The following is a 14,855-nucleotide window of genomic DNA, read 5'->3' as shown; positions in this document are numbered from 1 at the left end:
ATGCCAGCTTCCCAGCGCATAGCGGTAGTCGATTCAGCGGTCAGCGCTGTGGTCGTGCCGTGCGGGAAGAAACAGCCTGCGCAGATCAGTCACTACCCCCCACCTGTCAGTAGCACGCCGGTGTACGCAGTCGTATCACCGCCGGGTGTCGGCATTTCGGGCTGATCAGCGAATCGCTGTTCCCCTTTGCCTGCCTGAAAAAAACCTATTGAGTTTCAGCTTTGGCTGAATCGGCTTTTTTGCCTGATTACAGGTGGTATCCATGTCTGTTCTTTCGAAACAATCCGTGGCCGCGGCGGCCTCGACGAGCCTGTTTGTTCTGTTGTGGAGCAGCGGGGCGATTTTCTCCAAGTTGGGCCTGGCCCATGCTTCGCCTTTTGCCTTTCTGCTGATTCGCTTCGCCATCGCCCTGGTGGGGCTGGTGGTTCTGGTGCCGATCCTCAGGTTGAAACTGCCACGCCCCGGCAAGCCCATGCTGTATGCGGCGGCGACGGGGCTGGTGTTGTTGGGCGCGTATCAGATTTTCTATCTGCTGGCGCTGGACCTTAAAGTCACTCCCGGCGTGATGGCCACCATCATGGGGGTGCAGCCGATACTCACGGTGGTACTCATGGAGCGCCAGCGTTCCTGGCGCCGGCTGTTTGGCCTGGGCCTGGGATTGGCGGGGTTGATCATGGTGGTCTACCAGGGCATCGGTCTGTCCGGCATGTCGATGGCGGGCATGCTCTATGGCCTGTTGGCACTGGCGAGCATGACGCTTGGCTCGATCATGCAGAAGCGCATCACCGATAACCCGTTGGGTACGCTGCCGGTGCAATACCTCGCCGGGTTGCTGCTGTGCTCGGTGTTCGTGCCGTTCCAGCCGTTCCATTTTGAACACAGCGCCAGCTTTTACCTGCCGGTGTTGTGGATGGGGTTGGTGGTGTCGTTGCTGGCGACGCTGTTGCTGTACCGGCTGATCGCGCGGGGCAACCTGGTGAATGTCACCAGTCTGTTTTATCTGGTGCCGGCGGTGACAGCGGTGATGGATTACCTGATCTTTGGCAATCGGCTCGCGCTGTTAAGCCTGCTGGGGATGGCGTTGATCATTGTTGGCTTGGGGTTTGTGTTTCGTAAAAGCTGAGTGCGTGGCGAGCCGTTGAGTCAATGCTGACTGGAGCACGCGCAAGAAGGTGCTCCAGTCAAAGCATTGTTTATTGTGTTACGCGCAAGATTCAGAGTCTGCGCCATACTCGCGCTATTAAGGGCAAACGCTCAGATAGTGGCCCGATGCCGCATTGCAGAGCGCTCAGCACACTCATGTTAGCCGACCGCTGGCATTCAGTACGATTGTGCTTACAGAGTAATGCTGTAATAATTCCGACCTTATTGTGGCCTATATCCTACGTATTTATAGGGTATGCAGTTTGCTCGCAAAGGGATGTTGTGTCTATTTTCGCATCGCGCAGTCTATCCAATGTCCAACCGCACGACGTTTGCTTAGCAAAGGTTGCGGTTTTGATGTGCTCGTACAATGGTGAGGCGTTCCTTAGGGACCAACTCGACTCCATTGAGCGACAGAGCCATCGCAACTGGTCATTAGTCGTTTCCGATGACGGCTCTCGAGATGGTACGCCAGCGATTCTCCAAGACTATGCTCAGCGTTGGGGGCGCGACCGTCTGAAGGTTGTGGCAGGCCCCGGAAGAGGGTTTGTTGCCAATTTTCTCTCGTTAACCTGCCGTCCTGACGTCGTTGCGGATTATTTCGCCTGGTGTGATCAGGACGATATCTGGAACGACGATAAGCTGGCGGTGGCGCAGTCCTGGTTGCAGACCATTCCTGAGCACATCCCTGCTCTATACTGTGGCCGTACTCAGTTAGTCAGTGAGTCTGGTGCAAAGCTTGGCTTTTCTCCGCTTTTCCCACGCCCTCCGCACTTCTCAAACGCGCTAGTTCAAAGTATTGCGGGTGGCAACACGATGGTTTTTAATCGCGCTGCACGTGAATTGATCATCGAGGCGGGTTTGAACGTCAAGGTTCCCTCTCACGACTGGTGGATTTACCAGCTTGTGACTGGGGCGGGCGGCGCCGTGCACTATGATCACGAGCCGAGAATGTTGTACCGCCAGCACGATGAAAACCTCATTGGCAGCAACTCCAGTTGGGCCGCTCGCGTCGTACGGCTGAAAATGATTTTCCAGGGACGCTTCTTCGAATGGAACGAACAGAACATCTGTGCCCTCGAAGCGATGTCCCACCGTCTTTGCGAAGAGCAACGACTGACTCTTATGCGTTTCAAGCATGCGCGCAGGCAAACGTTACTTAGACGAGTGTTGGGGTTCCGGTCGGCCGGTTTGTATCGGCAGACTTTAATGGGGAACCTCGGGCTAATTCTTGCAACACTACTGAAAAAGATCTGACTCAATGACTATCTTAGTAACCGGCGGTGCTGGCTTTATCGGTGCAAACTTTGTATTGGACTGGGTAGCCCAGGCGGATGAGCCGGTCATTAATCTGGATAAGCTGACGTATGCCGGCAACCTGGAGAACCTCAGCTCGCTGGAAGGCAACAAGCGCCACGTATTCGTACAGGGCGACATCGCAGATACCCAGCTGGTCCAGCGTTTGCTCGCTGAACATCAGCCGCGCGCTATCCTGAACTTCGCCGCTGAGTCGCACGTAGACCGTTCTATCCATGGCCCGGAAGACTTCATCGAGACTAACGTCGTCGGTACCTTCCGCCTGTTGGAGGCGGTGCGTGCCTACTGGAAAGGGCTGGACGCCGATGCTCAGCAATCCTTCCGTTTCCTGCATGTGTCGACTGACGAAGTCTACGGCTCCTTGGCCAAGGACGATCCTGCGTTCACCGAACACCATCAGTACGAGCCTAACAGCCCGTACTCGGCCAGTAAGGCGGCCAGCGACCATTTGGTGCGTGCCTACCATCACACCTACGGCTTGCCGGTACTGACCACCAACTGTTCGAACAACTACGGGCCGTACCATTTCCCGGAAAAACTGATTCCGTTGATGATCGTTAACGCGTTGGCAGGCAAGGCACTGCCGGTGTATGGCGACGGTCAGCAAATTCGTGACTGGCTGTACGTAAAAGACCATTGCAGTGCGATTCGTCGTGTGCTGGAAGCCGGCACCGTGGGCGAGGTCTATAACGTAGGCGGCTGGAACGAGAAGCCAAACCTGGACATCGTCCACACCGTGTGCGCCCTGCTCGATGAGCTGCGCCCTCAGGCGAATGGCACGCCGTACAGCGACCAGATTGCATACGTCACCGATCGCCCTGGCCATGACCGCCGTTACGCCATCGACGCGCGCAAACTGGAGCGCGAGTTGGGCTGGAAGCCGGCCGAAACCTTCGAGACCGGCATCCGCAAGACCGTGGAGTGGTACCTGGATAACCAGGATTGGGTCAGCAATATCCAATCGGGCGCTTACCGCGAGTGGGTAGAAAAGAACTACGCCGAGCGTTCCGCATGAAGATCCTTCTACTTGGCAAAAATGGCCAAGTGGGGTGGGAGTTGCAACGCAGTTTGGCCCCGCTGGGCCAATTGCTTGCGCTCGACTCGAAAAGCCAGGACTACTGCGGTGATTTGAACGACCTGCAAGGGTTGGCGGCCACCGTGCAGCGCTTTGCGCCTGACGTCATCGTCAATGCGGCGGCCTATACGGCCGTCGACAAAGCCGAAAGCGAGCCGGACCAGGCCCTGCGTGTGAATGCGCAGGCCCCGGCAGTGCTGGCGGCAGAGGCGCAGAAGCTCAATGCCCTGTTGATTCACTACTCCACTGACTACGTGTTCGCCGGTGATGGCCAGACGCCTTGGCAGGAAAGCGACCCGGTTGGGCCGCTGAGCGTTTACGGCGCGACCAAACTCCAGGGCGAGCAAGCGATCCAGGCCAGCGGCTGCGCGCATCTGATCCTGCGCACCAGCTGGGTCTATGCAGCGCGAGGTAATAACTTCGCCAAGACCATGCTGCGTCTGGCGCAAGAGCGCGACAGCCTTAACGTGATCGACGACCAGTTTGGTACGCCCACCGGGGCGGATCTGTTGGCCGACGTTACTGCACATGCCATCCGCACAATGCATTCGAACCCCCAACTGAGTGGGGTTTATCACCTTGCGGCAGCTGGCGAGACCACATGGTATCGTTATGCCCGCTTCGTGCTTGAACACGCTCAGGCTGCCGGTGTGCACCTCAAGGTTGCCCCGGACGCCGTGGGTGCGCTGACTACGGCCGCTTACCCAACACCGGCCAAGCGCCCCGGCAACTCCCGACTCAACACCCAAAAACTGCAGAATGCCTTCTCATTGCGCTTGCCTGAATGGCAAGACGGTGTGGCACGGATGCTCATAGAAACACTAGAGAAATGAACATGCTCAAACGTAAAGGAATCATCCTGGCTGGCGGCTCAGGCACGCGTCTGCACCCTGCAACCTTGGCTATCTCCAAGCAATTGCTGCCGGTTTACGATAAGCCAATGATCTACTACCCGCTGACCACGCTGATGCTGGCGGGTATTCGCGACATCCTGATCATTTCAACGCCGCAGGACACCCCGCGTTTCGAGCAGCTGTTGGGCGATGGCAGTAGCTGGGGTTTGAATATTTCGTATGCCGTGCAGGCGTCCCCGGATGGCCTGGCGCAGGCATTCATCATCGGCGAAGAGTTTATCGGCAACGACCTGTCGGCCTTGGTGCTGGGCGATAACATTTATCACGGCCATCATTTCAATGAACTGCTGGCAAGCGCGATGCTGCGTCAGGATGGCGCGAGTGTTTTCGCCTATCACGTGAACGATCCTGAGCGTTACGGCGTTGTAGAGTTCGATACACAGGGCAAGGCGATCAGCCTCGAAGAAAAGCCTCTTGAGCCCAAGTCGAACTACGCGGTGACCGGTCTTTATTTCTATGACCAGGACGTAGTGGACATCGCCAAAAGCATCAAGCCGTCGCCACGAGGCGAGCTTGAGATTACCGACCTTAACCGTATCTACATGGAGCGGGGCAAGCTGTCGGTAGAGATCATGGGCCGAGGCTATGCGTGGTTGGATACCGGCACCCACGACTCGCTGCTGGAAGCCAGTAGTTTCATCGCTACGCTTGAGCACCGTCAGGGGCTTAAAGTGGCCTGCCCTGAAGAGATCGCGTTTCGACAAAAGTGGATTGATGCGCAGCAGCTGGAGAAACTCGCCGCGCCGCTTTCCAAGAATGGCTACGGTCAGTATCTCAAGCGTTTGCTGCACGAAAAGATTTTTTGATAGTGCGATGCCCGGCGCGGTATTCGGAGCTGTTGCCTGAAGAATAATTTGATCTGTAGCGCCGCGAAGCCGGCCCTGATAACACTTTGGAGATATTGTAATAATGCGATCCAGCTCACTTGCCATCCCGGACGTAATTCTGTTTGAGCCGAAGGTGTTCGGGGATGAACGCGGTTTTTTCTACGAAAGCTTCAATCAGAAAGTTTTCGAGGAGGCCGTTGGAAGACCTGTTCATTTCGTGCAAGACAACCACTCCAAATCAGTCAAGGGCGTGCTTCGCGGGCTGCATTATCAGATCAAACAGGCCCAGGGCAAGCTGGTACGCGTCACACACGGTGAGGTCTTTGACGTCGCCGTAGACCTGCGTGAAAGCTCGTCGACATTCGGTAAATGGGTCGGCGTACACCTTAGTGCCAGCAACCGAGCGCAGCTCTGGATTCCGCCAGGATTTGCCCACGGTTTCGTGGTGCTCTCGGAAAGTGCCGAGTTCCTCTACAAGACCACCGATTATTGGGCACCTGAGCATGAGCGCAGTCTTGCGTGGGATGACGCTGACGTGGCAATCGAATGGCCGATTACCGAGCCGCCTACGCTCTCTGCCAAAGATGCGAATGCCGTAAGTCTGGTCAACGCTGAGAAGTTCGCCTAGTGGATCCTCATAGCAGACCTTCAGCAGGTCCAATCAGTCTTGTGGTCAATCTCTGGAAATACCGTTCATTGATTTCACAAATGACCAAACGTGAAGTCATTGGGCGTTACCGCGGATCGGTGATGGGCCTGACATGGTCTTTCTTCAACCCGATTCTGATGCTCGCGGTCTACACCTTCGTGTTTTCAGAAATTTTCAAATCCCGATGGATCGGTGTCGATACAGGCAAGGGTGGGTTCGCGATCCTGCTGTTTGTCGGCATGATCGTCCATGGGCTATTTGCCGAGTGCGCCAATCGTGCACCGACGCTTGTCATGGCCAACAGCAACTATGTCAAAAAGGTTGTGTTCCCGCTTGAGATCCTGCCGGTAATTACCTTGGGTTCTGCCCTGTTCCACAGTTGCATTAGCTTGGTCGTATTGTTGGGCGCCCAGTTTCTTATCCTGGGAGAACTGCATTGGACGGCGCTGCTGTTCCCCTTGATTCTCGTGCCATTGATTCTGGCCACGCTGGGGGTCAGTTGGTTTTTGGCGTCGCTGGGGGTTTACCTGCGGGACGTGGGACACGTAATCACGGTGCTCACCACCGTACTGCTCTTTCTTTCGCCCGTGCTTTACCCGGTAGCGGCGCTGCCGGATGTTTATAAGCCTTGGTTAAAGCTCAACCCGCTGACCTACATTATTGAAGAGAGTCGAAGCGTTTTGCTTTTCGGCCATCTACCAAATTGGGAGAGTCTCGGCGTCGCTGTCATCGTTGGAGCAATCATTGCCTCCGTCGGCTATTGGTTCTTCCAAAAAACACGTAAAGGGTTCGCTGATGTCATCTGATCAAGCCGTAATCAGCGTTCGGAATGTCTCCAAATGTTTTTACACCTACGACAAGCCTAGAGACCGTTTAAAGCAGGCAATCGTGCCGCGTTTCCAGCGATGGGCGGGTGACAAAGTCACCACCTACGGCAAGGAGTTCTGGGCGCTGCGCGACGTTAGCTTTGAAGTCAATAAAGGTGAAACCGTCGGAATTGTCGGTCGCAATGGCTCGGGTAAGTCCACGCTGCTGCAAATTATCTGCGGCACGCTGACACCGACCATCGGCGAGATCGAGACGCGCGGCCGCATCGCCGCGCTGCTTGAGTTGGGCTCGGGTTTTAACCCGGAGTTTACCGGTCGGGAGAATGTCTATCTGAACGCGGCGGTCCTCGGGCTGACGCACGACGAGGTGAATGATCGCTTTGATGCAATCGCAAGCTTCGCCGATATCGGTGAGTTCCTGGATCACCCGGTCAAGACCTACTCCAGTGGCATGGCGGTAAGGCTCGCATTTGCGGTACAGGCCCAGGTCGATCCTGAAATCCTTGTGGTGGACGAAGCGCTTTCGGTGGGCGATGCACGCTTTCAAGCCAAGTGCTTCGAACGCCTGCGTCAGCTGAAGGAAAATGGCACCAGCATTCTGTTAGTGACCCATTCCAGTGAGCAGGTGGTTACCCATTGCTCGCGCGCGATCCTGTTGGAACAAAGTCGAATAGAAATGATCGGAGAGTCACGTCCGGTTATAAATCGTTACACCGACATCCTGTTTGGCCGCAATTCCGACGCAAGCACTGAAGAGCAAGACATTCCGGTGCAGTCGGATAAAGCGGCCGAGCCCCTGGTACCAACCGTGCAACTGTCGCTGGATAGCGATGTTTACGCGTCGCGTGTGGGCTATAACCCGCACGAGTATCGATGGGGTGACGGTGCTGCAACGTTGATGGATTTTCATCTGAGCGCAAGCGGTCGAGAGTACCCAACCAGCCTGGAACCAGGTGAGGAAATCGTACTGGGTTTGTCGCTTAAATTTAACCGTTCGGTCATAAACCCCATTCTTGGGTTCACTATCAAAACCAAGGAAGGTGTCACGGTATACGGCACAAACTCCTATTTACTGGATTGTGTTGAGACCCGTTCGATGGGCGAATCCGGGACTGTTGCCACTGCCAGTGTGAAATTCACTAACAAATTGGCCACTGGCGATTACTTTATATCCCTAGGGATCGCGTCCAGAGAGGGCGAGCACATCATTCCCCATGACAGGCGTTATGACTCCATTCACTTTGTTGTCGAACCCACGCCAAAGCTATTGGGGTTGATTGACCTCGCCGCGACTATGAGCATCGATCCGGTAGACCTTAATGTTTAAACTTGATCAATATGGTTATTCCAAGGATAGCGATACGGGTGTTTGGGTGCGCGCCGACTTCCAAGGCATCGCGTACAGCGACGGAGATAATGCAGAAAACGAACTCGCCCAGATCATCAGTAATGCCAGCGACGTGTCTGTGTTATCAGACGAGCTGCCGCAATACTGCACCGACTGGGCCAAGCTCTACCACTTGAGCGCGACGCGCGCGAACATCCTGCGTCCCTTTGAGCACCTGTTCAAATCCCGAGTGCTGGAAATTGGCGCCGGCTGTGGCGCTATCAGCCGCTACCTCGGCGAATGTGGCGCTGATTTATTGTGTCTGGAAGGAAGCCCGCGCCGAGCAGCCATGGCGGCGAGCCGTACGCGGGACCTGGATAACGTGACGGTGTTGGCCGAGCGCTTCGATGACTTCAAAATCGAGGAGCAGTTCGACGTTGTCACGCTGATTGGCGTCCTCGAATACGCCAGTATGTTTAGCAGCGCACCCGACCCCGCCTTAGCGATGCTCATGCGCGTTCGCCAATTGTTGAAGCCCGATGGCCATCTTTTTATCGCCATCGAAAACCAGTTGGGTCTGAAGTACTTCGCCGGCGCGCCGGAAGATCACGTCGGCATCACCATGTACGGTATCGAAGGCCGGTACGAGCGCGGACAGCCCAAGACCTACGGCAAGAAAGAGCTCGAAGACCTCATAGCGCGCGCAGGTTTCACCTCGTCCAGCTTTCTGGCGCCGAGCCCGGATTACAAACTTCCCAATTCGATCATTACCGAGAGCGGCTTTGCGTGCGACGGTTTTGACGCCGCCGCGCTGGCTTGGCAGAACGTCAAGAAAGACCCGCAACTTCCTGAGCAGACAACCTTCAATCTGGAGAAGGCCTGGTCGGTGGTTATCAACAACAGCCTGGGTATGGAACTGGCCAACTCGTTTTTGATCGTGGCTTCTTGCGCCGATGATCAACCGCTGGACAGTGATGTATTGGCGTATCACTACAGCACGGGCAGAAAGACTCGGTACTGCAAGGAATCGTTGTTCGTCAACACCGCGCAAGGGATTCAGGTTCAGTACAGAAAGCTGGGCAATGTGGCTGTCGATGAGTCGAGTGCCATTGCTGACGACGGTTTCAAATACGTGCTTCCGCGTGTGGACGCTTACGCGAAAGGTAGCGTGCTGAGCCTTGAGTTCCTCGATGTTGCGGCCCGCCGCAATTGGAGTATTGAGGGCTTTACGCCGTTTTTGCAGAAGTACCTGGCGTGTTTGCAGAGCCTGTTGGACGAGGAGGGCGCTGGCACCAAGCTTCTTTCAGCCAAAACACTGCTCCCCGGCCGTTACATTGACGCCGTTCCGCAAAATATCGTCGTCGACGCCAGCAATATCCCCAAGTTTATCGATGTCGAGTGGGAGATGAATGAGGGTGTGGAGCTCGGTTATCTGATGATGCGAGCCCTGCTGCTGCTTATGGCGGCTGCGAACCCCTTCTATCCAAGCAGCTCATCGGTGAGCCGCCAAGAGTTCGTGACTCAGCTGTTGGCTAGCGCAGGCATGGATATCAGCGCAGATGACCTGACGCGCTACATTGCGACTGAAGCGGCTTTTCAAGAGCGGGTAACCGGTGCCGATGCAGGCCAGTTTCTCAACTGGTCTCCTGAAGCCATGATTCACAAGATAGGCGCGGTGCACCTGCCTTCCACGCACGCCAAACTCTATATGAGTGACGCGGCGGGAAATTTTTCTGAAGAATCAACGTTGCTCCAGGTGGTCAATGACGGGCACCAGGTAATCAAGTTCCGCCTGCCCGATGGGTTGCCCGATGGTGTGGTGTTGCGTTTCGACCCCATCAATCGTCGCCAGAGCTTCTCGATTGACACTATCAAGGTGTACTCTAGCGCCGAAACGATTTGGGAGTGGCAGGATGACATCAGTGACCCTCTGGTCATCGCCTCCGCCATGCGGATTTCCCAGATCGGTCGCAACACGCTTTATCTAGCGCTGAGTGACGACCCAAGCGTAACGATTCCTTTAAAAGACGACATGCTTAGTGGCGCCGACCTGCTTGAGCTGGAAGTAAGCCTTACTTTATTCACGGAAGAGCAACTCGCTCAAGAGATTAATGTGCTGAATCAATCCGGGCTGACACGCCCCAACTCCGAACTGCAAGACAAGCTGGATCAGCTTCTCGATTCAAACAGCAAGCTGGACCAGATTCTCGATTCAAATAGCAAGCTGGATCAACTTCTCGATTCGAATGCTAAATTGGATCAGATTCTTGACGCGAACAGCAAGCTGGACCAGATTCTTGATTCAAACAGCAAGTTGGATCAGCTTCTCGATTCGAACAGCAAGCTGGATCAGATTATCGATTCGAACAGCAAGCTCGACCAGATACTTGATTCGAGCGTCAAGCTGGAGCAACTCGTTGATTCGAACAGAGAAATCAGCGATGTGCTTGGACTGTTGAAGGCATCGATCACCTCCACTCATGCTGAGATGATCGCTCAAGCTGTTCGCGAGAAAGATAAAGAAGTTCAGGCGGTGGTTGAGCAGTTGCAGTTGGCGGCCGAAGAGCATCAGTCCGCCCTTCAGCTACTGACAGAACAGAAAAATCTCGAGTTGGATGAGAAGGACATTCAGATCAGTGAGTTTATCGCCGCGGTCGCGTTGGAAAATGCACATTCCGAAGCCGAGCGTCTCAAGATAATCGAAACGCTGCATCAGCAGATCACGCTTAAAGATGAAGCGTTGCACAACACGCTGGCCACTTGGCAGGAATCGTTGAGGGATAAAGATGTTCACATCGCCAACCTCGAAGAGCAAATGCGTGTTCAGCAAGTTCAAAAAGATACTCATATCCATAATTTGAACCTGCACATAATTGCCATGCAATCCACGTCCAGCTGGAAGGTGACTGCGCCTTTTCGCAAGCTTGTGAAACGTGTCGGGCAAGTCAAAAAGGGTGTGCGTCTGCTGCCGGCGGTGATTCGTCGTGGCGGCGGCCTTAGCAGCACCGTGGGCAAAGCCATTACGGTTGCTCGGCAGCAAGGATTGGCCGGTTTAAGAGCACGCGTTGTGTATGTGGCCACCTCGAGCAGTCTTAACTCCATCGGTCAGGAAGCTCGAGAAGTATCTGATCGCTTTGATTATTCCAAGTGGGTCGAGTATTACGACACCTTGGATGACAATGGCCGTTGGAAGATGAGTGAAGAAATTCGCACGTGGAAAAGCAAGCCGCTGATTTCGATCATCATGCCTGTCTACAATCCACCGCTCGATTTGCTGCGTGAAGCCATTGACAGTGTTAAATCCCAACTCTACAAGAATTGGGAGTTGTGCATCGCCGACGATGCTTCCACGGATAAAGAAGTCATCGCGTATCTCAAGACGCTGTCGAGTCAGGACAAGCGTTTCAAAGTCATGTTCCGCAAAGAAAACGGCCATATTTCCAAGGCCAGTAACTCGGCGCTGGAACTGGCCTCGGGGCGGTACATTGCGCTGATGGATAATGACGACCTCATTCCGGAACACGCACTGTATTGGGTTGCCCGCGCCATCCACGACAACCCGGACGCCGGTATGATCTATTCCGACGAGGACAAGATTGATTCCTCGGGGAAACGCAGCTCGCCTTACTTTAAATCGGACTGGAACGAGTTTCTGTTCCGTTCGCAGAATATGGTTTGTCACCTGGGTGTCTATCGCTCCGACCTGGTCAAAGAAGTCGGCGGTTTCCGCGTTGGCTTTGAAGGCTCGCAAGATTACGATCTCGCGCTGCGCTGCGCCGAAAAACTCGAGCGCGCACAAATCGTGCACATTCCTCGGGTTCTCTACCACTGGCGCATGCACGCTGGCAGCACAGCCATGGCAGGGGATGAAAAGCCCTATGCCGCCCTCGCTGGTGTTAAGGCGCTGGACGAACATTTGCTACGCAAAGGTGACATAGGCCGTACAGAGCTGCTGCCGATGGGCTTGTACCGGGTCCACTACACGCTCCCAGCTAAAGCTCCGTTGGTCACGTTGATTATCCCTACGCGTAACGCTTACGCTTTGGTGAAACAATGTATTGAGAGCATTCAACGACTGACCACGTACAAGCATTACGAAATTATTTTGATTGATAATGGGTCGGACGATCCCGAATCACTTGAATATTTCGCGCGGCTTGATCAACAACACAATATCCGAGTGATGCGCGACGACGGGCCGTTCAATTACTCCGCGCTGAATAACGGTGCTGTCAGAATTGCTCGCGGTGATCTGATCGGGTTGATTAACAACGACATCGAAGTCATTACACCCGAATGGCTGAGTGAGATGGTGTCTATTGCGCTTCAACCAAATGTAGGTGCTGTGGGTGCGCGCCTTTGGTATCCGGATGACCGCTTGCAACACGGTGGCGTGGTGCTCGGAGTGGGCGGAGTAGCAGGCCATTCGCACAAGTATCTGCCAAAAGGCGACTATGGCTACTTCTGCAGGGCTGCGTTGATTCAAGAGTTCTCAGCGGTTACAGCTGCTTGCCTGATCATCAAAAAGTCAACGTTCGAGCAGGTCGGTGGTTTGGATGAAGAGAACCTTAAGATTGCCTTCAACGATGTCGACTTCTGCATGAGAGTACAGGAGGCAGGTTACATCAACGTGTGGACACCTTTTGCCGAACTGTATCACCACGAGTCGGCGACTCGTGGATTGGAAGATACGCCTGAGAAAAAAGAACGTTTTTCCAATGAAGTGCTTTATGTGCAGGCGCGCTGGCCAAACATTGAAGAAGACTATACCTATAATCCGAACCTGACTTTAGAGCATGAAGATTTCGGTTTGGCCTGGCCACCTAGAGTTAAGTTATAAGATGAATTCGACGAATGAGGTTGACAACGGCTCAGAGGAAACGCGTAGCGAAGGCATAGCGCTTCCTAAGGCTCATTTCTCCTATACTATGAAGGACTTATTTCGCCTGTTGCTCATTGCGCTTCCGGTGATCAGTCTTGTAATAAGTGCATGGTCGTGGCTAAGGTACGGCGTTGATATACCTGTTTATGATGATTGGCGCCAATACAACGCAAATGATATGGGCAGGCTTGATTTACGTTATTTGATGACGCCGCACAATGACACCTTATATACCGTTGGCTTACTGCTGGACTCGCTTGCATTTCGTTTTCTAGATGGTAATACAGTTGCTTACCAGTTTATCAGCATGGTCGCACTCCTCGGCGGATTGCTGGTATTGCAGTGGAAGCTTTTGAGCAGTTGCATCACGAATAAAAGCTATCTGGCAGTTGCGTTCTCGTTTACATTGCTGATGTTGCAGCCAGATACTTATTGGGGGTGGCAAAATCTTGCTTACCACCAAGCTGTGCCGTTGCTTTGTCTTTTAGGCATACTCGCACTAACATTGCGAGACAAGCCTAACTCAAAACTTACCTGCGCTGCCGTAATCTTTCTCACCCTGGTTTCGGGGTTGACTTATATAAGCGGTGCGTTTTCCGCATTGGCACTTTGTTTTATATTTGTCTTTGTTGGGCTGATGTACAAGTCACCGTACAGCAAAAATCTTGTGAGTACCGGGCTTGCGATTTCACTGCCCGCACTGGCTTCCACGATGGCCCAGTTATGGGTCATTGTAGGTGTTCAGCATGGTACACACCGGGCGGATGCGCCGATGGCATACCCCTGGGAATCCGATTTTTGGTATTTCATGTTGGGGAAAATTGGCCGATCGTTGATGCTGCCGATGTCTCACCCGACGTTCTCTCTAGTGGTCACAGCTTTAGCTGTGCTGATGATAGTTATACTAGTTGTTGTTGGTCTTTTTAAGCTCAGCGCTAACGCAAGCGATTCTACTAAAAAAGCCATCATTATATTTCTATCCCTCTCTGGGGTGATTTTCGTATACCTGCTGCTTATCTCTGCGGGACGTACTAATCTACGCCCAGATAACGTGACTAGCGCACGTGATATTTTTATCTACGGCTTCTATAGGTTTCACTTTTTTTGGGTGACGCTGCTTTGGCCGTGGCTGATATTGTTGTGTCTGAAAGCTCTACAAAACCGCAAGCCGTCGAAGTCTTTCGCGATGCTTATAACACTGATGGCAGTTGCGCTATGGTCGGTCGCCATAATGGTTACAACTATCATGGGCAACGCTACCTTTTTTGAAGCAACCATGAAACATCGCTCTGAAGGTGTTGCATGTGTCGTAGCAAGGATCCAAGAGCCTGGTGCAGTGACGTGCTCGAATATTGACCTGGGTGACATAGCTGAAGGTATCAAGAATGGACGAGCGGCGAATGCTTCTTTTGCCAGAATTCTTCCGGTTCTGCCTATCGCACTAGGCACTAATAACCCTGCTCCGCTTTATCGGTTGTCAGAACACTTAGACGTCGTGAAGATCAATAATGCGACGCGTGAACTGGGCTCGGCAAATACATTGGAGCTTAAGACGGATAACGATCCGGGGCTCATACTGACTCTTTCGCCTACATCCGACCTGGCGCATTGCGGAACGATTGATTTGGTCGCTGCCATGACGGTTGAAGAGGCAAGCATCGCGCAGTTGTTTTATATGACGCCGGGGCACCATGGCTACAGCGAAGACCGGTCGACTACGATTTCTGTATCTCCTTCCAAAGAGCCGCAGATCTTGAACCTTACCATTAGTAATGCTGAGGGCTTCGAATCTGAACTCAGATTTGACCCAGTGACGGCTAATCAAAAAATAAGTATCAAAGACCTTGAAGTCCGTTGCCGCTCGTATTTTAAGAGTAAATAATTTTAAGTAAGG

The 14,855-nt window shown here is 53.6% G+C and carries 10 protein-coding genes; all 10 read left to right on the top strand.

Going from position 1 to position 14,855, the window contains the following annotated elements; genetic code table 11:
* The first annotated feature begins 262 nt into the window (after window positions 1-262).
* The 10 genes from ABWL43_RS21335 (at window position 263) to ABWL43_RS21290 (ending at window position 14,843) form a co-directional block, all read left to right on the top strand.
* On the top strand, window positions 263-1,123 hold the full coding sequence (locus tag ABWL43_RS21335; protein ID WP_262208351.1) for a DMT family transporter: 861 nt from the start codon (window positions 263-265) through the stop codon (window positions 1,121-1,123).
* A 302-nt stretch (window positions 1,124-1,425) separates the two neighbouring features.
* Complete coding sequence (locus tag ABWL43_RS21330) at window positions 1,426-2,400, top strand: glycosyltransferase family 2 protein (protein ID WP_369301320.1); 975 nt, start codon at window positions 1,426-1,428, stop codon at window positions 2,398-2,400.
* A gap of 4 nt (window positions 2,401-2,404) precedes the next feature.
* Complete coding sequence (gene rfbB / locus ABWL43_RS21325; protein WP_262208349.1) at window positions 2,405-3,475, top strand: dTDP-glucose 4,6-dehydratase; 1,071 nt, start codon at window positions 2,405-2,407, stop codon at window positions 3,473-3,475.
* Window positions 3,472-4,368 carry a dTDP-4-dehydrorhamnose reductase gene (gene rfbD, locus ABWL43_RS21320; RefSeq protein ID WP_262208348.1) on the top strand — a complete coding sequence of 299 codons (897 nt, stop codon included), beginning with the start codon at window positions 3,472-3,474 and terminating at the stop codon, window positions 4,366-4,368. The genes rfbB and rfbD overlap by 4 nt, the downstream gene beginning before the upstream one ends.
* A gap of 2 nt (window positions 4,369-4,370) precedes the next feature.
* Window positions 4,371-5,255 (top strand): glucose-1-phosphate thymidylyltransferase RfbA, encoded by an 885-nt coding sequence (gene rfbA, locus ABWL43_RS21315; RefSeq protein ID WP_242195792.1) that lies wholly within the window; start codon window positions 4,371-4,373, stop codon window positions 5,253-5,255.
* Window positions 5,256-5,358: 103 nt separating this feature from the next.
* A complete protein-coding gene (gene rfbC / locus ABWL43_RS21310) occupies window positions 5,359-5,904 on the top strand; it encodes a dTDP-4-dehydrorhamnose 3,5-epimerase (RefSeq protein ID WP_242195789.1) in 546 nt (181 codons plus the stop codon).
* A complete protein-coding gene (locus ABWL43_RS21305; protein ID WP_262208347.1) occupies window positions 5,904-6,731 on the top strand; it encodes an ABC transporter permease in 828 nt (275 codons plus the stop codon). Before rfbC ends, ABWL43_RS21305 begins: the two co-directional genes overlap by 1 nt.
* Window positions 6,721-8,079, top strand: coding sequence for an ABC transporter ATP-binding protein (locus tag ABWL43_RS21300; protein ID WP_262208346.1), 1,359 nt, complete (start codon window positions 6,721-6,723; stop codon window positions 8,077-8,079). The genes ABWL43_RS21305 and ABWL43_RS21300 overlap by 11 nt, the downstream gene beginning before the upstream one ends.
* Window positions 8,072-12,919, top strand: coding sequence for a glycosyltransferase (locus ABWL43_RS21295; RefSeq protein WP_404484154.1), 4,848 nt, complete (start codon window positions 8,072-8,074; stop codon window positions 12,917-12,919). The genes ABWL43_RS21300 and ABWL43_RS21295 overlap by 8 nt, the downstream gene beginning before the upstream one ends.
* Window positions 12,876-14,843, top strand: a complete 1,968-nt coding sequence (locus ABWL43_RS21290) for a hypothetical protein (RefSeq protein ID WP_262208343.1) — start codon at window positions 12,876-12,878, stop codon at window positions 14,841-14,843. Before ABWL43_RS21295 ends, ABWL43_RS21290 begins: the two co-directional genes overlap by 44 nt.
* Window positions 14,844-14,855: the final 12 nt, after the last annotated feature.

Origin of the sequence: Pseudomonas sp. HT11 (genome assembly GCF_044875395.1) — a bacterium.
Classification (GTDB): Bacteria; Pseudomonadota; Gammaproteobacteria; order Pseudomonadales; family Pseudomonadaceae; genus Aquipseudomonas.
Note: the sequence above shows the minus strand (reverse complement) of the source record. Positions and strands in the feature narration are given on the sequence as shown.